General features: G+C 71.7%; 18 protein-coding genes and 1 pseudogene. 9 read left to right on the top strand and 10 right to left on the bottom strand.

Annotated elements, in window-relative coordinates:
* Window positions 1-205: 205 nt before the first annotated feature.
* The 3 genes from moeZ to ABZX22_RS04040 form a co-directional block, all read right to left on the bottom strand.
* Window positions 206-1,387: an adenylyltransferase/sulfurtransferase MoeZ gene (gene moeZ / locus ABZX22_RS04050; protein ID WP_354905902.1), complete on the bottom strand. Its 1,182-nt coding sequence runs from the start codon at window positions 1,385-1,387 to the stop codon at window positions 206-208.
* A 41-nt stretch (window positions 1,388-1,428) separates the two neighbouring features.
* Window positions 1,429-2,325, bottom strand: a complete 897-nt coding sequence (locus tag ABZX22_RS04045) for an alpha/beta fold hydrolase (protein WP_354905901.1) — start codon at window positions 2,323-2,325, stop codon at window positions 1,429-1,431.
* A gap of 74 nt (window positions 2,326-2,399) precedes the next feature.
* Complete coding sequence (locus tag ABZX22_RS04040; RefSeq protein WP_354905900.1) at window positions 2,400-3,227, bottom strand: Ku protein; 828 nt, start codon at window positions 3,225-3,227, stop codon at window positions 2,400-2,402.
* An 83-nt stretch (window positions 3,228-3,310) separates the two neighbouring features.
* On the opposite strand from ABZX22_RS04040, the gene ligD (ABZX22_RS04035) reads away from it, so the two are divergent.
* The 5 genes from ligD (ABZX22_RS04035) (at window position 3,311) to ABZX22_RS04015 (ending at window position 6,315) form a co-directional block, all read left to right on the top strand.
* Window positions 3,311-4,207, top strand: a complete 897-nt coding sequence (ligD, locus tag ABZX22_RS04035) for a non-homologous end-joining DNA ligase (protein WP_354905899.1) — start codon at window positions 3,311-3,313, stop codon at window positions 4,205-4,207.
* Complete coding sequence (ligD, locus tag ABZX22_RS04030; protein WP_354905897.1) at window positions 4,204-5,076, top strand: non-homologous end-joining DNA ligase; 873 nt, start codon at window positions 4,204-4,206, stop codon at window positions 5,074-5,076. The genes ligD (ABZX22_RS04035) and ligD (ABZX22_RS04030) overlap by 4 nt, the downstream gene beginning before the upstream one ends.
* A 29-nt stretch (window positions 5,077-5,105) precedes the next feature.
* A complete protein-coding gene (locus tag ABZX22_RS04025) occupies window positions 5,106-5,318 on the top strand; it encodes a hypothetical protein (RefSeq protein ID WP_354905895.1) in 213 nt (70 codons plus the stop codon).
* Window positions 5,319-5,377: 59 nt separating this feature from the next.
* Complete coding sequence (locus tag ABZX22_RS04020) at window positions 5,378-5,998, top strand: TetR/AcrR family transcriptional regulator (protein ID WP_354905894.1); 621 nt, start codon at window positions 5,378-5,380, stop codon at window positions 5,996-5,998.
* Window positions 5,999-6,084: 86 nt separating this feature from the next.
* Window positions 6,085-6,315 carry a DUF3107 domain-containing protein gene (locus tag ABZX22_RS04015; protein ID WP_354905892.1) on the top strand — a complete coding sequence of 77 codons (231 nt, stop codon included), beginning with the start codon at window positions 6,085-6,087 and terminating at the stop codon, window positions 6,313-6,315.
* Window positions 6,316-6,697: 382 nt separating this feature from the next.
* On the opposite strand, the gene ABZX22_RS04010 is transcribed toward ABZX22_RS04015, so the two are convergent.
* Complete coding sequence (locus ABZX22_RS04010; RefSeq protein WP_354905890.1) at window positions 6,698-7,342, bottom strand: ferritin-like fold-containing protein; 645 nt, start codon at window positions 7,340-7,342, stop codon at window positions 6,698-6,700.
* Between the two features lie 337 nt (window positions 7,343-7,679).
* Between ABZX22_RS04010 and ABZX22_RS04005 the strand changes: the two are divergent.
* The 3 genes and pseudogenes from ABZX22_RS04005 to ABZX22_RS03995 form a co-directional block, all read left to right on the top strand.
* Window positions 7,680-8,951, top strand: a pseudogene (locus ABZX22_RS04005) (DEAD/DEAH box helicase); the annotation flags it as partial.
* 674 nt (window positions 8,952-9,625) lie between these two features.
* On the top strand, window positions 9,626-10,504 hold the full coding sequence (locus ABZX22_RS04000) for an alpha/beta hydrolase (protein WP_354905889.1): 879 nt from the start codon (window positions 9,626-9,628) through the stop codon (window positions 10,502-10,504).
* Between the two features lie 13 nt (window positions 10,505-10,517).
* Window positions 10,518-11,426, top strand: a complete 909-nt coding sequence (locus ABZX22_RS03995) for an oxygenase MpaB family protein (RefSeq protein ID WP_354905887.1) — start codon at window positions 10,518-10,520, stop codon at window positions 11,424-11,426.
* Window positions 11,427-11,539: 113 nt separating this feature from the next.
* Here the strand turns inward: ABZX22_RS03995 and ABZX22_RS03990 are convergent, their stop codons facing one another.
* The 4 genes from ABZX22_RS03990 to ABZX22_RS03975 all read right to left on the bottom strand — a co-directional run bounded on the left by ABZX22_RS03990 (window position 11,540) and on the right by ABZX22_RS03975 (window position 14,558).
* Entirely contained in the window at window positions 11,540-12,367 is an 828-nt protein-coding gene (locus ABZX22_RS03990; protein ID WP_354905885.1) for a PD-(D/E)XK nuclease family protein, read from the bottom strand.
* The gene (locus tag ABZX22_RS03985) at window positions 12,368-13,075 is read right to left on the bottom strand and encodes an MBL fold metallo-hydrolase (RefSeq protein WP_354905883.1); all 708 of its coding nucleotides are present in this window, start codon (window positions 13,073-13,075) and stop codon (window positions 12,368-12,370) included.
* Window positions 13,076-13,280: 205 nt separating this feature from the next.
* On the bottom strand, window positions 13,281-13,889 hold the full coding sequence (locus ABZX22_RS03980) for a MarC family protein (RefSeq protein WP_354905881.1): 609 nt from the start codon (window positions 13,887-13,889) through the stop codon (window positions 13,281-13,283).
* Between the two features lie 39 nt (window positions 13,890-13,928).
* Complete coding sequence (locus ABZX22_RS03975) at window positions 13,929-14,558, bottom strand: DUF6758 family protein (RefSeq protein WP_354905880.1); 630 nt, start codon at window positions 14,556-14,558, stop codon at window positions 13,929-13,931.
* A gap of 74 nt (window positions 14,559-14,632) precedes the next feature.
* On the opposite strand from ABZX22_RS03975, the gene ABZX22_RS03970 reads away from it, so the two are divergent.
* The gene (locus tag ABZX22_RS03970; RefSeq protein WP_354905879.1) at window positions 14,633-15,037 is read left to right on the top strand and encodes an NUDIX hydrolase; all 405 of its coding nucleotides are present in this window, start codon (window positions 14,633-14,635) and stop codon (window positions 15,035-15,037) included.
* A 165-nt stretch (window positions 15,038-15,202) separates the two neighbouring features.
* Here ABZX22_RS03970 and ABZX22_RS03965 read toward each other — a convergent pair whose 3' ends face one another.
* A complete protein-coding gene (locus tag ABZX22_RS03965; protein WP_354905877.1) occupies window positions 15,203-18,583 on the bottom strand; it encodes a hypothetical protein in 3,381 nt (1,126 codons plus the stop codon).
* A gap of 194 nt (window positions 18,584-18,777) precedes the next feature.
* Window positions 18,778-19,794 (bottom strand): CPBP family glutamic-type intramembrane protease, encoded by a 1,017-nt coding sequence (locus ABZX22_RS03960; RefSeq protein WP_354905876.1) that lies wholly within the window; start codon window positions 19,792-19,794, stop codon window positions 18,778-18,780.
* Window positions 19,795-19,884: the final 90 nt, after the last annotated feature.

Raw genomic sequence — 19,884 nt, 5'->3', positions numbered from 1 at the left:
CCCGCGAGACTGCGGATCGTCTCGCTGCCCGCGGCCTCGCAGGAGGCGGAGTTCTCCTTCGTGCGCCATCAGGTGGGGGTGAGCGACCTGGTGCTGTCGAAGCACGCGAGCGCGCTCGAGGCCGCTCGCCCAGTCGGGCCGCACCGTGCCGTGAACGGGATCGGGGACACCGCGGCGCGGTGTCCCCGATCGCGCGGCCCGGCCGCTAGTACGTGGGAAGGCTGGGGTCGACGGTCTTGACCCAGCTCAGCACACCGCCGCCGACGTGCACCGCGTCGGAGAAGCCGGCGTTCTTCACGACGGCCAGCGCCTCGGCCGAGCGGGCGCCCGACTTGCAGTGCAGGACGATGCGCTTGTCCTGGGGCAGCTTCTCCAGGGCAGACCCGTTCAGGAACTCGCCCTTGGGGATCAGCGTCGCGCCCGGGATGGAGACGATCTCGTACTCGTTCGGCTCGCGGACGTCGATGAGGAAGATGCTCTCCCCGCCGTCCTGCATCGCCTTGAGCTCCTGCGCGGTGATCGTTGAGCCCGAGGCCGCCTCGGCCGCCTCGTCGGAGATCGTGCCGCAGAACGCCTCGTAGTCGTCGAGCAGCGCGGTGACCGTCGGGTTCTTGCCGCACAGCACGCACTCGGGGTCCTTGCGGACCTTGACGTCGCGGTACTTCATCTCCAGGGCGTCGTAGATCATCAGCCGCCCGACGAGCGGGTCGCCGATGCCGGTGAGCAGCTTGATGGCCTCGTTGACCTGGATCGAGCCGATCGACGCGCACAGCACGCCGAGCACGCCGCCCTCGGCGCACGAGGGCACCATGCCGGGGGGCGGGGGCTCGGGGTAGAGGCAGCGGTAGCACGGGCCGTGCTCGGCCCAGAACACGCTGGCCTGGCCGTCGAAGCGGTAGATCGAGCCCCAGACGTACGGCTTGCCCAGCAGCACCGCCGCGTCGTTGACCATGTACCGCGTGGCGAAGTTGTCGGTGCCGTCGACGATGAGGTCGTAGCCGGAGAAGATCTCCATCACGTTCTCGGTCGACAGCGCGGTGTTGTGGATGACGACCTCGACGAGCGGGTTGATCTCGCGGACCGTCGCCGCGGCGCTCTCGGCCTTGGGCCGGCCCACGTCGGACTGACCGTGGATGATCTGACGCTGGAGATTGGACTCGTCGACGACGTCGAAGTCGATGATGCCCAGCGTGCCGACGCCCGCTGCGGCGAGGTACATCAGCGCCGGCGAGCCGAGGCCGCCCGCGCCCACACACAGCACCTTGGCGTTCTTCAGCCGCTTCTGCCCGGCCATGCCCACGTCGGGAATGATCAGGTGGCGCGAGTAGCGGCGCACTTCATCGACGGTCAGCTCGGCGGCCGGCTCGACCAGAGGTGGCAACGACACAGTTCTACGCTCCCGATTAGGGGTCCTATCTCCACTGAAACCTAGCTCGGCAGTGGGGCATTCCCCAATCGCGTCTCACGGATCAGACGGCGGGCCTCCACGGCGACCGCCCCGGGCGCCTCCATCTGGGCGACGTGCCCGGCGTCACGCAGCAGGACGAGCCTGACCTGAGGGAACGCCCTGAGCGCCCGCCTGGCCATGGCGGGCCGGACGAGCCGGTCCTTGCGGCCGTGGATGATCAGGGTGGGCGCGGTCACCCCCTCCGCCAGCCGCCACAGGTTCCGCTCCCCGCGCCTGAAGTACTCCGTGACGATGCCGCGCGCCGAGCCGATCAGCGCGCTGCCCGCGTACGGCAGGCCGTCCCGCCTGCGCAGCTCCTCGACCGCTTCCCGGAGCCTGACCGGGTGCACCAGGGAGATGTCGGCGTAGCACATGGTCAGCGAGGCGTTGACGCGCTGCTCGGCGGGCACGAAGCGCAGCCGGTCGGCCACCCATTCGCCGAGCCGCGGGGTCGCCGAGGCGGCCACGCGCGCAGGGCCGTACCGGGGGACCAGGTCGGGCAGCGCGGGCGAGATGAGGGTGAGCGAGCGAACCAGGTCGGGACGGGTGGCGGCCACGGTCACCGAGACGGCCCCGCCGAGCGAGTTGCCGAACAGGTGGGCGGGGCCGGTCCGCTCCATGAGACCGATCACCGCCGCGGCGTGGGCGGCGACGCTGTAGTCGCCGTCGGCGGGCGCGGGCGAGTAGCCGGCGCCGGGCAGGTCGATGGCGTGGCCGGTGACCAGGTCGCGCAGCTCTCCCATGAGGTCGGTCCAGTTGGTGGCCGAGCCAGCCAGGCCGTGCACGAAGACGGCCTGCTCGGAGCCGCCCTCAGGCGTGGAGCGCACGTGCACGTCGCCGACCATCCTGCCGGGCCAGCGCGCGATGGGTTCGGTCACCGCTCGTCCCCCTTCCGTTTCCTCGACGATAACCCGCTTGTCGCGTGGTCAGCCCGAAACGGACATGGAGTGCCCTAGGCGGACTTGCGTGCCTTCTTCTTCGGCTCCTTCTTCGTGGTGGCGCCGCGCTCCTTCTTCGCCGCCTCGACGCTGGCCCGCAGCGCGGCCATGAGGTCGACGGCCGGGCCCGCCTCCTCCTCGCCCTCGGGAGCGGCGATGACCTCCTTGCCCGCCACCTTGGCCTCGATCACCTGCTGCAGCGCCTCGCGGTAGGCGTCGCGGTACTCGCCGGGATCGAAGTCGGCCACCATCGTGGCGATCAGCGACTCGGCCATCTTCAGCTCCTGGGGGCGGACGTCCACGTCCTCCTCCAGGAAGCCGAAGTCGGTCTTGCGGATCTCGTCGGGCCACAGCATCGTCTCGAGGACGAACACCCCCTCGCGCACCCGGAGCGTGGCCAGCGACTCGCGCTGCCGCAGCGCCACCTTGACCACCGCGACCTGTCCGGAGTTCTCCAGCGCGTCGCGCAGCAGCACGTACGGCTTGGCGCCCTGCGCGTCGGGCTCCAGGTAGTAGGACTTGGCGAAGTAGATCGGGTCGATCTGGTCGGCCGGGGTGAACTGCAGCACGTCGATCCGCCGCGAGGTGCTGAGCGGCAGGTCCTCGAAGTCCTCGTCGGTGAGCACGACGATCTCGCCGGTGGGCAGCTCGTACCCTTTGGCGATGTCGGAGTAGGGCACCTCCTCACCGTCGACCGTGCACACGCGCTTGTAACGGATCCTGCCGCCGTCCTCGCGGTGCACCTGGTGGAAGGTGACGTCTTTCTGCTCCGTCGCCGAGTAGAGCTTGACCGGGATCGTCACCAGCCCGAAGGAGATCGCACCTTTCCAGATGCTGCGCATGGGGCACTCCAGGAGAAATAGCGGGCTGTCCTCATGGGCACATACCCCTCATGGGCGATCCGATGCCATATCCGATCGAACCAATGCTCGCCGTACCAGGGCCGTTGCCGGCCGACCGCGAGGAGTACGGGCTGGAGGTGAAGTGGGACGGCATCAGGGCCCTCGTCCATCTGGCGGCGGGCGGATGCAGGGTGACGGGCCGGCACGGTACCGACTACACCAGCAGGTATCCCGAGGTGTGCCGGGCGGCGGCGGGCTTCGGGCTCGGCCAGGCCGTCGTCGACGGCGAGCTGGTGGCGCTCGGCCCCGACGGGCGGCCGTGGTTCTCCCGGTTACAGCGGCGGATGCACCTCAGCGATCCGAGCCCGGCGCTGGTGCACCGGGTGCCGGTCACCTTCTTACCCTTCGACCTGCTCCACCTCGGCGGCCGGCCGCTGTTCGATGTGCCGTACAGGGATCGGAGGGCGCTGCTCGACGAGCTGGACATCGGCGCGCCGCCCTGCTTCCCGGGTGACTCCGACCTGCTGGCCGCGACGCTGGAGCAGGGGCTCGAAGGCGTGATCGCCAAGCGGCTCGACTCGCCGTACCGCGCGGGGGTGCGCTCCCCGTGGTGGATCAAGGTGAAGCACCACGAGAGCGCCGAGGTGGTGATCGGCGGGTGGAAACCGGGCAAGGGACGGCGCGCCGGCGGCATCGGGTCGCTGCTGCTGGGGATGTTCGGCGCCGAGGGCTTCGGCTACGTCGGCCACGTGGGCACCGGGTTCACCGACGCGGCGCTGGCGCGCCTGCTGGCGCTCCTCGAACCGCTCGAGGTGCCCCACAGCCCCTTCTCCGGCGAGGTACCGGGACGCGCCAGATGGGTTAGACCCGAGCTGGTCGGGGAGGTGGCCTACACGATGTGGACCCACGACCGCAGGCTGCGGCACCCGGTGTGGCGCGGCCTGCGACCCGACAAGCTTCCGGCAGAGGTGACCCTGTGAAGGTTCCCGTCAAGGTCGACGGACGCCGGCTGACGCTCAGCAACCTGGACAAGGTGCTCTACCCCGAGACCGGCTTCACCAAGGCCGAGGTCATCGACTACTACACCAGGATCGCCCCCGTCCTGCTGCCGCATCTGCGGGACAGGCCGCTGACCGTGAAGCGCTATCCGAACGGCGTCGACGACGGCTTCTTCTTCGAGAAGAACGCGCCCCAGCACTCCCCCTCGTGGCTGCGCGTCGTGACGCTGCCCGTGCCGGGCAGCACCAAGAACCGCGAGACCATCGACTTCGCCGTCATCGAGGACCTCCCCTCGCTCGCCTACTACGCCAACCTGGCCGCGCTCGAACTGCACGTGCCGCAGTGGAAGGTCGGCGAGAACGGCAAGCCGCTCCCGCCCGACCTGCTGGTGCTCGACCTCGACCCGGGACCGCCCGCCACGATCGTCGACTGCTGCCGGGTCGCCGTGCTGCTGCGCGAGGCGCTGGCCGCCGACGGGCTGACCGCCTGGCCGAAGACGAGCGGCAACAAGGGCATGCAGCTGTACGCCGCGTGGGACAACCGGGTCGAGCCCTCCCACTACGCCCGCGAGCTCGCCCAGCGCCTGGAGAAGGAACATCCCCGCCAGGTCGTCAGCGTGATGACCAAGAAGCTCAGGCCCGGCAAGGTCTTCATCGACTGGAGCCAGAACAACCCGGCCAAGACCACCGTCGCCCCTTACTCGCTGCGCGCCAGACCGCAGCCGACGGTCTCCACCCCGCTGCTCTGGACGGAGGTCGAGGACTGCGAGAGCCCCGACGAGCTGGTCTTCACCGCGCCCGATGCGCTGGCCAGGGTGGAGCAACACGGCGACCTGTTCGGCCAGGCGTAAGGTGGAACCCGTCCGGTAACGAGAGGGGGATGGGAATGTCGCAGAACGAGGCCGAGCTCTCCAACGAGGTACCTCCCACGCTGTCGATCGAGGTGCCCGAAGCCGACGCGGCCGAACAGCTCAGGACGCTTCGCGAGGAGGATCTCGACTTCCGTCACGAACATCCCTTCGACGTGGACCCGGCCGACGCCTTCGAACAGGACCGCACCGTCGGCGACGATGACGACGATGACTACCGTTGACCTGGTTACCCGTGCGTAGGATGTGCGGGCACACAGCATCCGTCCCCTAGGAGACCCGCGTGACAGCAACCCCGGACGCCAAGCCCCGGGGCACCCGGCTGCCCCGACTCGCCCGCCGGCGCCAGCTGCTGAACGCCGCGCAGGAAGTGTTCGTGGAGAACGGCTACCACGCGGCGGCCATGGACGAGATCGCCGACCGTGCCGGGGTCAGCAAGCCGGTGCTCTACCAGCACTTCCCCGGCAAGCTGGAGCTGTACCTCGCCCTGCTCGACCTCCACGTCGACGACATGGTCAACAGGGTGCGCGATGCCCTGGCCTCCACCAACGAGAACAAACTCCGCGTCCAGGCCACCTTCCGCGCCTTCTTCGACTTCGTCTCCAGCCAGGGTGAGGCCTTCAGGCTCGTCTTCGAGTCCGACCTGCGCAACGTCGCCCCCGTACGGCAGCGCGTCGAGCGGTCGCTGCGCGAGTGCGCCGAGATGGTCAGCCAGGTGATCCAGGAGGACACCGGCTGCTCCAGCGAGGAGGCGCACCTGCTCGGCGTCGGGCTCGTGGGCATGGCCGAGGTCAGCGCCCGCTACTGGATCACCCAGCACGGCTCCATCCCCAAGGACGCCGCCGAACAGCTCATGGCCAGGCTCGCCTGGCGCGGCATCAGCGGTTTTCCGCGTACGGCTTAACCGCGTTCGCTCGGGGCGATCAGTGCTTCCCGTTCCCCCGTGACGGGTGACGATGGGATGAGCTGGCCCGTCTGAAGAGGAGCACGATGGAAATCAAGATCGGCGTACGCTCCGTACACCGCGAAATCGTTGTGGAGACCGACCTGTCGGCCGATCAGGTCGAGGAGGAGATCCGGAACGCGCTCGCCGCCGACCGGGGCGTCTTCGCCATCAGCGACGTCAAGGGCAGGCGTGTCATCGTCCCGGTGATCTCGATCGGGTTCGTCGAGATCGGCGAGGACGAGACGAGGCCGGTGGGCTTCGGCGGCACCATGTAGGGCGGCCCCATGACAGTCGGGGTACGGCGGGCGCCGCCGTACCCCTGGGCGGTCCCCTTCCTACGTCAGGGCCTTACATCAGAGGCGCGGACGGGGCTCCCGGGCCTGAAGGCCGAGACGGCATCGGGGTGGCCACCGCCGCCGGGGAACGTGCTCCCGCCTCGGCTCTCCGGTGGGGCAGCCCGCGCTCTCCCGCCGGAGTACGGCGCGCGAGGCCCAGCGATTCGGTCCACATCTGGTCATAGAGCTGCTGTAGCGGCGCGAGGCCCTCATATCTGGCACGGTACAACCGTCCGCGTTCTCGCGCCGCCCGATGCGCGCACCCGGTCAGCTCTCTCACCGCGAAGCCCGGCGCCCAGGGCGCTCCCGCCCCGCGAGGCCGTCAGATGCCCAGCGCCGCCATCCGCTTGCCGTGCTCCTCGGTCAGCCGCGCGAACAGCCTGGAGATCTCCGCCTGGTCGTCGGGCACCGCCTCGACCAGGAGCAGGGCCAGCTCGGGACGCGCCGCCGCCACCCGCTGCCCCTGGCTGAGCGCCTCGCCGACCAGCCGGCGCGCCCACAGCGCCAGCCGTCCCGCCAGCGCGGGGTCGGCCTCGACCGCCGACCGCACCCGCTCCACCGCGAACGCCGACCGGCCCTGGTCGGCCAGCACCTCGTCGACCAGCCCGGCGATGGACGGGTCGAGGTGCCTGGCCGCCTCACGGTAGAAGTCGAGCGCGATCCCCGTGCCGACATACGCCTTGACCAGCGCCTCCAGCCAGTCGCCCGGGGCGGTGTTGGCGTGCCAGTCGTCCAGCGCGTCCACGAACGGCGACATCGCCTTGTCAGGATCGACCCCGAGGGAGACCAGTTTGTCGCGCAGGAGCTGGAAGTGCGCGTACTCGGCCACCGCCAGCTCGCCCAGCACGGCCCGGTCGGTCAGCGTGGGGGCCAGTTGGGCCGCGTCCTCGGCCAGCCGGAGGAAGGCGGTGAGCTCGGCGTAGGCCAGCACGCCGAGAAGATCGACGACACCCGGGGAATCTGTCATGGAGGCAGCGTACTTCGGGAACATAATGAATCTCGGCCTGCGTTGTGGTATCGAGTACACTGCTCTGTGAAAGTGCGACCGCACTGTGTTAATCCGGGAGATTCGCTCCCGCTAACCCCCACTTCCGGGCCTGCGGTCGCTGATGACGCGAGAGGGCAGGCTCTACCGCGAGGACCCAGGCACGGGGATGTTTTCGGCCCGATGGTCCCGGCAGGCCCGCCTTCATTTGAGACTGAGGCAGGCCACGCTGACGACTTTCCGAGACCTCGGAGTCACACCAGAGATCGCTGATGCCCTCGAGACCGAGGGCATCGTCGCGCCGTTCCCCATTCAGGAGATGGCGCTCCCACTCGCCCTCGCCGGTCAGGACCTCATCGGTCAGGCCCGCACCGGCACGGGCAAGACCTACGCGTTCGGCATCGCGATGCTGCAGAGCATCGGCAAGCCGCGCAAGAACCGCAAGAAGCCCCGCGGGCTGGTCGTCGTACCCACCCGCGAACTGGCCGTCCAGGTCTCCGAGGACCTGGTCACCGCCGCGGGCAAGCTCGGCTCCCGCGTGCTCACCGTGTACGGCGGGCGCGCCTACGAGCCGCAGATCGAGGCGCTGAAGGTGGGCGTCGACGTCATCGTCGGCACCCCCGGCCGGCTCCTCGACCTGGTCAAGCAGAAGCACCTCGACCTGTCGCAGATCACCACACTGGTTCTCGACGAGGCCGACCGCATGCTCGACCTGGGCTTCCTTCCCGACATCGAGCGGATCTTCAAGCTGATCCCCGACCAGCGGCAGACGATGCTGTTCTCGGCGACCATGCCGGGTGAGATCGTCGCGCTGTCGCGCAAGTACCTCAACCGCCCCACCCACGTGCGCGCCGAGATGGACAGCGGCGAGGGTGAGGCCACGCCGCAGGTGCGCCAGCTCGTCTGGCGTACCCACCGGATGGACAAGATCGAGATCGTGGGCCGCCTGCTGCAGGCCGACGGCCGCGGCCTCACGATGGTGTTCTGCGAGACCAAGCGTGCCTGCGACATGGTCGCCGAGCAGCTCGACACCCGCGGCTTCGCGGTGGCGGCCGTCCACGGCGACCTCGGGCAGGGCCAGCGCGAGCAGGCGCTGCGCGCCTTCCGCAACGGCAAGATCGACGTGCTGGTCGCCACCGACGTGGCGGCGCGCGGCATCGACATCGACGACGTCACCCACGTGGTCAACTACGACGCCCCCACCGACGACAAGACCTATGTGCACCGCATCGGGCGCACGGGCAGGGCCGGACGCACCGGCACCGCGGTCACCTTCGTCGAGTGGGAGGAGCTGACCCGCTGGAAGATGATCAACAACATGCTCGGCCTCGACTTCATGGAGCCGGAGGAGACCTACTCCACCTCGCCCCACGTCTACAGCGAGCTGGGCATCCCCGAAGGCACCAAGGGCGTGCTGCCGCGTGCCGCCCGCTCCAGGGCGGGTCTGGCGGCCGAGGAGCTCGAGGACCTCGGCGAGACGGGGCGCTCGCGCTCGCGCGGCCGCAAGGACAGGGAGGAGCGCGAGACGCGCCCCGCCCGCACGCCCCGCCAGCGTCGCCGCACCAGGGGCGGCCGCTCCACGGAGGCCGGTGCCGACGAACTCGTCCCGACCGTGCCGGACGACGCCGCGCTTGTCACCGAGGCGGTCGCCACCGCTCCGGCCGGCGCGCCCGCGACCGGGCTGATCGAGGACACCGAAAGCACCGCATCGACGATCGCGCCAGAGGAGAAGCCCATGCGCAGGCGCTCCCGCAGGAACGACGACACCCCTGCCATCGTCTCCACCGAGGAGATCGAGGCCGCCGCCGACCAGCCGTCCAGGCGGACCAGGACCCGCAGGGGCGCCTCCTCGGAGGCGCTGGAAGGAGCACTCGCCTCCGTGGCCGAGCAGCAGGCGGCTCCGCCCGTCGAGGAGCCGAGCTTCCTCACCACCCCGCCGCCGCCCCCTGCGCGCAGGGAGCCCGAGCGGATCGTGCCGCCGAACGCGTTCACGGTCATCTTCCAGTCGCCCGACCTGGCGACCGACGACGACGAGATCGCCCCGTCGGCCGCGTCCGAGCGCCAGCAGCAGCGGCGTCGGCCGCGTAGCACCGGTGGCGGCTCGGGCGGCCCCAGGCGCCGCTGACGCCACGAAGGCCGGGGCGCCCCACCACGGGAGCGTCCCGGCCTTCGCGCTTTCCCGCGTGTGCCTTTTGGCAGGTCAAGCTGGGTAGATGCGCCATTTCGGGGTGTTCCCACCCTGCGCTCTGGGTATTGTTGCCTTACGTGAGTACGCCGCGCTTCCTGTCCTTGCCGCCCGGGGTCACCCCCGTGCAGATCGACACGCCCCTCGGCTCGTTCGCCGCCCTGGAGGCCACCCCGATCAGCGGCGTCATCGAGCGGCTACCCGCCTTGCTCGTGCCGGGCCTGACCGGCAGCAAGGAAGACTTCATCGCCGTCCTGCAGACGCTGGCCGCCGCCAACCGCAAGGTCGTCGCGATCGACATGCGCGGGCAGTACGAGACACCCGGCCCGGACGACGCCGCCGCCTACACCTGCCCCGCGCTCGGCAACGACGTCGACGCGGTCGCGACGGCCGTCGGCGGGGGCGGTCTCGTCCACCTGGTCGGCCACTCCTTCGGCGGCCTGGTGGCCAGGGAGGCGGTCATCGACGGCCGCACGAAGTTCGCCTCCTTCACGCTGATGAGCTCCGGGCCCTCGGGCATCGTCGGACCGCGCGAGCGGGTGGGCCGGGCGATCATGCGCGAGCTGCCCGAGCTGGGCCTCGAACACGTGTGGACCACCCGCTACGAACCCGAGGCGCTCGGCGGCGGCGTGCCCGACGAGATCGTGGCCTTCCTGCGCAAGCGGCTGTTCGCCAACAACCCCACGGCGCTGACGACGATGGCCGAGCAGGTGCTCGACCAGCCCGACCGCACCGAAGAGCTCAAGCAGATCGAGGTGGCCACCCTCGTGCTGTTCGGCGAGCACGACGACGGCTGGCCGCCCAGCGCGCAGGCCGCGATGGCCACACGGCTCGGCGCCGAGACCGTGGTGGTGCCGGGCGCCGTCCACTCCCCCGCCGTCGAGGCGCCGGAGACGACGGCGGCCGCGCTGACGAGATTCTGGAACACCGCCGAGGCCAACCGGCGCCCAGCCGTGTAATTATTTACTTACTATGGCGAGCATCGAAGAGATCGTCGTCCAGCCGCCCCAGGCTGTGACGTGGCTCGTGCACCTCGACCGCTCCATGTGGGTGGGCGGCGTGCGCGGCCTCATGCTCCAGGCGCTCCATCCCCTGGCCATGCGCGGCGTCTGGCAGAACTCCAACTTCCAGGACGACCCGTTCGGGCGGCTCCGCCGTACCGCGGACTTCGTGGGCAGGGTCACGTTCGGCAGCCCGCAGGAGGCCGACGAGATCGGGCGCAAGGTGCGCGGCATCCACCGGATGCTACGCATCAGCGACGGCGGCAGGACCTACCGCGTCGACGACCCCGAGCTCCTGCTGTGGGTGCACTGCGCCGAGGTGTCGTCCTACCTGGAGGTGGCCAGGAGGGGCGGTCTCGGGCTGACCGACCGGCAGGCCGACCGCTACCTCCACGAGCAGCGCAAGAGCGCCGCCTACGTCGGCCTGCACCCGGACGACGTGCCAGGCTCGCAGGCCGAGATGGCCGCCTACTTCGCGGAGATGCGTCCCAAGCTGCGGGTCATCGACGAGTCGGCGGCGACCGTGCGCTTCCTGCTGTGGCCGCGGCTGCCGCAGGAACTGCGCAGGCTCTCACCCGGCAAGCCGGTCTACTTCCCCTTCGGCGCGCTGTGCTACTACACGCTGCCCGGCTGGGCCAGGCGGATGTACGGCACGCTGCCGGAGGTGCCCCGCTCGACGGTCACGGCGGCGCTGAGGGCGTTCCGGCTCGGCGCCAACTCGCTGCCCGAGCACGTGCACGACCTGGCCTTCGCCGAACCGACCCGGCAGATGCTGGCCGCCTCGCGGGAGCGCCTGGCCAAGGCCGGCTACGACGTGAGCAAGGGACTCAAGGGCCTGACCGACCCGCGCAGGTGGCCGGGCACCACCCTGGCCGCCTGACCCGCCCCCGGTCCTGACTCTCAGGCGAGAGCGCCCCGGTCACCGACACACGTGAGAGCACGCCGGTCCGCCGGCCGTGCCGGGCCAGGACCGACCGGTCAGGCCCCGGGAGCTCAGGCGAGGGCGTCCCACGGCAGCTTGTCGGGCGCCGCCGTACGACCCTCGGGGCAGTGGCGGCGGAAGTCGCACCAGGAGCACAGCGGGCCGGGGTTCGGCGGGAACGGCTCCTCCGTCTCGCCCGCGCGGTAACGCTCGTCGGCCTCGCCGGCCTCCTCCGCGATCTCCTCGGCCCTGCGCAGGTGGCGGCCCAGCGACTCGTCGGTGTGCCGCCATTCGACGACCTCACCGGTCGGCAGGTGGTGCAGCTCGACGGTGGCGCACGGGGTCCGCAGCACCCGCGAGGCGGCGATCGCGTAGATCGCCAGGGCGAGCGAGCCCCGGGCGTCGTCCTCGGTCAGCGGGCGCCGGCCGGTCTTGTAGTCGACCACGACCAGCTCGTCGCCACGCCTGTCGAGCCGGTCGATACGCCCGGAGACGGCGATGGCCTTCGTCCGTGTGGCGACCGTCCGCTCCACACCGACCGGCTCGTCGGCGGGGTCGAGCGTCTCGACGTACCCCGAGACCAGGCCGCGGGCGCGATCACGCCACTGCGTGGACTGCTCGGCGTCCCTGAAGCCCTCGGAGATCCACCCGTTGGTCAGCAGGATCGCCGCCATCGCCGGGGTCCTGCGCTCGTACGGCTGCCGCCACCACGCCGCCAGCGCGTTGTGCACGCTGGCGCCCACGCTGTTGTGCGCCCATGCCGGGCCCTTGGGCGGCTGCGGCCGGTCGAGGTAGGAGAACCTGTAGCGCCTGCGGCAGTCGAGCCACGAGTTGAGCCGCGACGGCGTGCACGAGTAGAGCCGTCGCGGCATGCCCTCGAGCGGGAGCTGCTCCAGCACCTACCGGTCGCCCAGGTTCAGCCTGATCCCGGCGGCGTTCGTGCCGTCGGTCAGCGGGCCCTCGGCGGGCGCCTCGCGGGTCAGCGACCCGGACACCCAGTCGTCGAAGTGCGGCTCCAGGTCGCCGATCGTGGTCTCCTCGCCCTGGTTGGGCAGCACCCTGGTGGCGCCGGGCAGCGTGAAGAGCCTGCCGCCGATCGAGGTCAGCTGGTCGGCCAGCGCAGGGTACTCGCCGCCGAGCTTGCCGGGACCGTCGGCCTGCAGCGACTTGCCCGTGAAGACGGCGCCGAGTTCTTCGGAGTAGAGGGAGACGCCGCCCATCGTGATGCCGGGGGTCTCCAGCACCTCGAGACGGACGTCGCCGACGCCGAACACGCCCTCGTCCTCCATCTCGATGTCGGGCCAGGTCTCCGACCAGGTCTCCCGCCAGAACGGCTTGTCCTTGGGGTGCAGGGCGATCACCGACTCGTCTCTGCTGGCCACCTCGATGGCGGCGCCGACGTGGTCGGGAAGGCCGTGCGTGCAGATGACGGCGAGCACTTCGCGCTCACCGATCCGGTCGAGGATCTTGTCGGCGTCACGCGCCGGGTCGATGACGATGACCTCCTCGTCGTCGCCCACGATCCAGGTGTTGTTCTCGACCTTGTGCTCGGCACCGTCGATCTCGACGACGCCCTCGGTCACCACTCGCTCGATACGCGCTCCCACGCTGCCACCCTATCGCCAACCGGGGCCCGGATCCCGCCTTGCGAGCCGTCGAGCGGCGCGGGGTCGCGGGGCGGGGCCCGTCGAGCGGCCCGTAGCCACTGGCCAGGGCCCGTCGAGCGGCGCGGGGTCGCGGGGGCGGGAGCCGTCGGGCGGCGCGGGGTCGCGGGCCGGGGCCTGTCGGGCGGGGTGGGGTCGCGGGGGCGGGTCAGGCGACGAGGGCGCGGACGGCGGTGATGATCAGTTGAACGGCCAGCGCCGCCAGCAGCAGACCTGCGATCCGCGTGACCAGCTCCACCCCGTTCTCCTTGATCACCCGGATGATCCCCACCGAGAACCGCATGAACAACCACAGCACCACGTGCACCGCCGCGATCGCCAGCCCCAGCGTCAGGATGCCGCCCCGCACCGCCCCCGCCTGCTGCGCGAAGACGATCGTGGCCACGATCGCGCCGGGACCGGCCAGCAACGGCGTGCCCAGCGGCACCAGCGCCACGTTGACATTCGACTTGACCGTGCCCGCCTGCGGCTCCGTCGTCCCGCGCAACAGTTCCAGGGCGACCAGCAGCAGGAGCAGGCCGCCCGCGATCTGCATGGCGGGCACCTCGACGTGCAGGTAGCCCAGGATGACCTGCCCGAAGACCGCGAACACCACGATCAGGCAGAACGCCGTGACCGCCGCCTGCCTGGCGATGCGCCTGCGTTCGGCGGGAGTGCGCCCACCGGTGTAGGCGAGGAAGAGGGGGATGATGCCGGGCGGGTCCATGATGACGAACATCGTGACGAACGCCTCGACGAAGAACCTGACGTCGAACACCGTGCCCCCCAGATCCGTCAGGGGGGACCGTGCCCGAGCCTAGCCCTCCAGCCTCGGCGAGAACGCGCCGAACGGCAGGTCCAGCTCCTGGTCGTGTTCGCGCAGGTCGCGCAGGCTCAGCTGGTCGAGCACGAGAAGGCAGCCCGCCTCGGCCGGCCACACGATGGTCCACAGCCAGTTGCCGAGCGCCTCGCCCGCGTAGACGGCCCTGTCGTCGGGCGCCGCGACGCACCACAGCGGCGTCGGGTGGCCGAGCACCTCGATCTTGGCGTTGGGCGGCCCCTCGCCGAAACCCCTGCCAGGGTCGGGGCCGTCGATGCCCGCGTAGGCCGCGCCCAGCCCGACGCCCGGCTCCTCCGCGATGACGACCAGGTCGGCGGGGCCGTGCGTGACCGACGGGCCGGTCAGCGCGACCAGGCTGGCCCGCGCACCCGTGCGCTCGTCGCCCGCCACGCCGAAGCCGGTCACCAGCCAGCCGGGTGGCAGCGGCCAGGGCAGCCACACCGGCACGACCGCGCCGAGCCGGATCGCGTCGCGGGCCGTGTTGGCCGGCTGCAGCGTCTGGAAGGGCAGGACATCGCCATGCGCGCCACAGCGCCACGCGCTCGACCACGCACTCGGTGCGTGAAGCGGGCCGAAACACCGTGGGCAGGTTGGTGCCGCTCTCACAGCTACTCACGGTGCGTCCCCGGGCACCGATCCGTCAAGGGCGGAGCTCGTTATGCCGCCGTAATCTTGACCATGTGCGCGTAAATTGTGTGGGCGCGATCATCGTCGCGGATTCGGAGATACTCCTGGTCAGACGCGGGCACCCGCCCGGTGAGGGGCTGTGGTCGATCCCGGGCGGCCGGGTCGAGGTGGGCGAGAGCGACGAGGCGGCGCTGCGCAGGGAGGTCCTGGAGGAGACGGGGCTGCGGGTGGCGGTCGGCGCACTGGCGGGCGTGGTCGAGCGGCCGGGGCCCAACGGGGTGGTCTACGTGATCCGCGACTACGTGGCCACGGTGGTCGCGGGGTCGCTCGCGCCGGGCGACGACGCGGCGGACGCGCGCTGGTGCTCGCGCGCGGAGCTGGACGCCCTGCCGCTGACCGACGGCCTCCTCGCCGCCCTGCAGGCGTGGCACGTCCTGCCCCCCGACCACCCAACCTAGGAACGTCCTGCCCTCCCGACCGCCCCCGCCGAGGAACGTCCTGCCCCTGGGCCCTCCCCCCTTCCCGTACGGCAAGCCGGGCCGGCCCCACCGTGGGCGCGTGGCGGGCGCCCGTCCATCACGCCACTCCAGCGCGACTTCGGCGGGCCGCCGTGACGTCGCCCGTCACCGGTCGGACGACAGCGTGGAGGTCCACAGGACGAGGTGGTCGGAGTTGTACGTCGTGGAGCGGCCGAGCGCGACCACGTTGGAGCCGGAGACCGTGACGGCGCCGAGCCACTGCGTGCCCTCCCCGCCCAGCCGGTCCCTGGTCAGGTCCTGGCGGTGCCATGCCAGCCCGTCCTCGGAGGTCCAGGCCGCGCTGTCGCCGCTGCCGGGAACGCCGTGCCAGCCCACCGCGACCAGCCCCTGGGGTGCGGCGGCCAGGTCGTGGACGGCGGCGGCCCGTTCGGCGGGCAGCCAGGCGTAGTCCCAGGTGGCGCCCTCGTCGTCGGACACGGCGGCGAACGCCTTGCGCGAGCCCGACACCTGGGCGGTCCCGATGGCGACGACCCGCTCGCCGTACCAGGCGACCTGGCGCAGGCCGGCGGAGGTGGCGTCGGGCGGCAGGAGCCGGCCGCGTGCCTTCCAGGCGAGCCCGTCGGCGGAGGTCCACACGACGCCGCTCTCGCGTTCGGCGCCGCCGGAGCCGCCGACCGCCACGTAGCCGCCCTGCCCTGCGGCGACGTCGTGGATGCGGACGCCCGCGCCGTCACGCGGCAGCTTGGCCACGCGGCTGAACTTCCGCAGGTCGGTCGAGTACCAGAGGGCGGCAGCAGCCGTACCCGAGGCCGATCGCTCCTCGCCGGCGATCACGTAGCCGCCCTCGCCCGCGGCCACCGACTGCGTGGCCAGGTACGGCTGGCCGTCGCCCCGGGCGGGCCCTTCGATCTTCTTCCACGAGCGGCCGTCCGCCGACGTGACGAGCAACGGCTCGGTGGAGGAGGCGTCCGGCATGGTGGTGCCGACGGCGAGCCAGCCCTTGCGGCCGTGCGCGAGGTCGGACAGCTGCTGCCGGCGGGGTGCGGCGAGCGTGACGGACTTCCAGTCGACGGCGTTCGTGCTGGTCCAGATGCCCGCGTCGGCCGACGCGGAGCCGACGGCGACGAAGCGGCCGTCGGCCGCCGCGACCCTGGCGGTCTCGCGGGCCACCCTGGTCAGGCCCCTGATGTCGGCCAGCCGTACCGTGGCGGGCCGTTCGCCGTCCTTGACCGTCATCAGCACGAGCCGGTTGTCGACGTCGGCGGCGGCCTGGTCGCCGCCGACGACCAGCGTGCCCGAGTCGGCCAGGGCCAGCCCGCGCACGGTCGCGCCCGGCATGCTGCCGAGGTCGGCGCGCTTGGTCCAGGTGGCCGCGTCGGCGCTGGTGTGAACGGTGTAGCTGTCGAGACCCGACTGGCTGACGGCGGCCAGGCCGGCGCTGTGGGCGACGACCGCGTTGACGCCGGTGCTCTGGGCGCCGAGGCCGCCGATCGCGCCGCACCTGGTCCACTCCGCGCCGGTGGGCGAGCAGTACACGTGCACGTCGCCGCCGGGCTCGCGGTGCCTGGTCGGGATCAGCACGAAACGCTCGGGGAGCACGGCGAGCGTGCCCGGCCGCGGCGCGATGCCGGGCAGTTGGGTGGCGGTGCGCACCCAGGTCCGCCCGCCGTCCGTCGACCGCATGACGACCGACCCGCCGCCCTGGGCCGGCTGGGCGAGGACGACGACCTGATCCGCCCTGGCCACGACGGTCCTGAACTCGCGGACCTTGTCGGGCGTGCCGATGTCGCGGCTGTCGACCCGCGTCCACGCGCGGCCGTCCGGCGAGTGCCAGGCGACGGGGCCCGGCGTGCCGTCCTGCAGGACCGTACGGCCGACGGCGACGAATCCCGACGACGTCCTGGCGATGTCGTGGATGAGGTCGCCCTTCCTGAACGCCTCCAGGCCGCTCTGCTCGACGGCCGCCCACGTGGACCCGTCCGTGCTGGTCCACAGGCCGCGCTCGTCGCCCGTGCCGTCCTGGCCGAAGGCGAGCCACCGGCCGTTCGCGCCGACCACGCGCTGGACGGTGGTGGTCGTGGAGCCGGTGACGTCGGCGAGCTGCCAGGTGGCGCCGCTGTCGGGGGAGAAGAGGAACAGCGGGCGGGGGACGGGGCTGGTGGTGTCGCTGCCGACGGCGACGACCGTCCTGCCGACGGCGGCCAGATCGTTGAGCTTCTGGTTGGAACCGTCACCCGCCGCGGGGACCACGAACAGCTCGTCACCCGAACGGCCGGCGCCCGCCGCCAGGCGGAGGCCCTGCTGCCCGCCGTTCCACCATTGCCAGGCGATGACGCCGGCGGCCACGGTCAGCGCGAGCGTGATCACCACCAGGTAGGGGCCGACGCGGCGCCGCCTGACCGGGCTCGACCTGCGCATCGCGGAGGGCGCGGGACCGCGGTGGTGCCTGCCGGCGGCGCCGCCCGGCGGGGTCGGGCCCGAGGCGACGAGCAGGTCGGGGCGGGTGGGGCGACCGCCCGGCGGGCGACCGACCCTGCGCACGGGCGCGTCCTGCCCGGACTCGTCGCCGGGGCCGCCTTCGGGCTGGCCGGGGGCCTGGTCGCGCGCCCTTTCGGGGTGGGCGGGGGCCTGGTCGTGCTCGTGGGGCTCGGGCTGGGCAGGGGCCTGGGCCTGGGCCTGGCGGTGCGTGCCTTCCGAGTGGGCGGAGGCCTCGCCGCGCGCCCTTTCCGGCTGGGCGGAGGTCTCGCTGGGGGCCTGGTCGTGCTCGTGGATGAGGGGCGGGCCGTCGACGCCTTGCCCCTTGTCTTCGTGCGGCTCGGGGCGCGGCGGCATCCGGTACGGCTCGACGCGGGACGGGGGTGGTCCCGTCCTGATGCCCGGCGGGCGGGAATGCGGAGCGGTCGGCCTGTCGCGCTCGGACAGGCCGGGGTCGGGTGCGCCCGGCTCCTTCCCGCTCCCGGCCGACGCGCCCGGCTGCTCTCCGGTCGCGGCCGACGCGCCCGGCTGCTCACCGCTCCCGGTCGGCGTGCTCGGCTTGTCTCCGCTCCCGGTCGGCGTGCTCGGGGAGACCGGGAGGCGCGGGCGGGGCGGCCCGGTGGCGACCAGCTTGTCGGGGTGCACGATCCTGCGGGGGCGGGACGGCTCGCCCTCGGACGACGCGGATGCGGGAGGTGTGGCCTCCCGGGGGGCTCTCGGCTCCTGGGGTGCGGCCGGTGAGCTGTAAGGTCTGCGCCCCTTCGGCCACGCGGCGGTCTCCTCCTCCGCCTGGTGGTCGTCGGGGGTCGGCGAGGCGAACGGCGGCATCCCCCACGGCGAGGCGACGGGCACCCCACGGGCGCGGTCGTCGCTGGGCCCCGGAGGCGCGTGCCTGATCCTCGGCTCCTCCGGCGTACCGGATCCGCCCGAGGGGCGCGGCGGCTCGCCTTCCCTGTGCGCCGCGTCCTCGGGTGAGCGAGGCTCTGGAGCGCGCGGATCGTCTTCCGGCGGCTGCCGTGGCGAGCGCGGATCGCTGGGGCCCGAGGCCACGCGACGCACCTCCTAGTCAGGAAATATCCGGACCGTCCAGTTATGTACGCCTAAAACGGGAGACGTACGCCGGTACTTCTACCCCATCCCGCCGAAATGATCACCTGCGCGCACCTCCACAGGATCCACACCAGCACGCCCGCGCCGCGCTGACGAGACCTCTCTAGCGAGATTCGTGGAACCCCCGGCGTGGTTTAGGAAGAAACGGTGGCGATCGCCCGCTTTTTGGTCAGCCACAGCACGCCCAGGGCGAACACCGACAGCTGGACGACGGTCCCCGTCAGCGACTGCCACGGCACGGAGCCCTGCCTCATGGCGTCCTCGAGATCTCCGGCAGCCGAGCTGAGCGAGAACGCGAACACGTTGTTCACCACGTGCATGGCGACCGGCGCCTCGATCCCGCCGGTCTTCACCGCCAGCCAGCCCATGACGACCCCGAAGCTGAACACGTCGAGGATGCCCCAGTCGGTGTAGGCGTGCAGCGCGGTGAAACCGGCCGACCCCAGCACGATGCCGGGCCACGGTGAGGTGACGTAGGCGCCGAAGGCCTGCAGGAGCCAGCCCCTGAAGATGTACTCCTCCGCCGCCGCCTGGAACGGCACCAGCAACAGGATCACCACGAACCCCGGCACGAACGCCGCCCAGCCCTTCCAGCCGAACAGGTCCGAGGTGTTCTGGCCGGTGACGGCGTAGGCGACGTAGAGCGCCCCCTGCCCGAGCACCAGCGCCGCCACGGCGACGCCCGTGCACCGCGCCAGCCACCCCCACCGCAGGCGCCCCACGACCGACGACAGCGTGCCGGGCGGCCTGCGCTGGAACAGCGCCACGGCCGCGTAGACCAGCGGGAGCACCCCGGCGATCGACAGCAGCGTGACGGCCAGCGTGAACACGGGGTCACCGAACAGCTGCACCCCCGCCATCGGCACCGGGATGCCGGCGATCACCGCCACGACGGTTCCGGCCACCACCACCAGCACCGCCACCCCGAAGAAGCACGCCGCCACGAACAGCGTGCCGACCACCTGGCGCCACCAGGCGTTCAGCGGGTTCCTCGCCAGGTGGTCGTACCTGGTGCCGGGCGGCGCCGGCACGAACCACGCCGGCTTGGGAGGCGGCGTGCCGTACATGGCCTGGGGGTATGGCCCAGGTTGGTACTGCGGGCCGTATGGCGGCTGCGCGCCGTAGGGAGCCGGAGGCTGGTTGTCGTGCATCCCTTCATTCTGTCCGGCGGATGCGCATTAGTTCACAGACAAGGCGCCAGGCGAGGCGGATTCTCGGAGAGAGACATCCGAATCTGGGGA

Source organism: Nonomuraea sp. NPDC003804, from assembly GCF_040610675.1.
Lineage (GTDB): Bacteria > Actinomycetota > Actinomycetes > Streptosporangiales > Streptosporangiaceae > Nonomuraea.
This window is presented reverse-complemented; position numbering and strand designations above follow the sequence as displayed.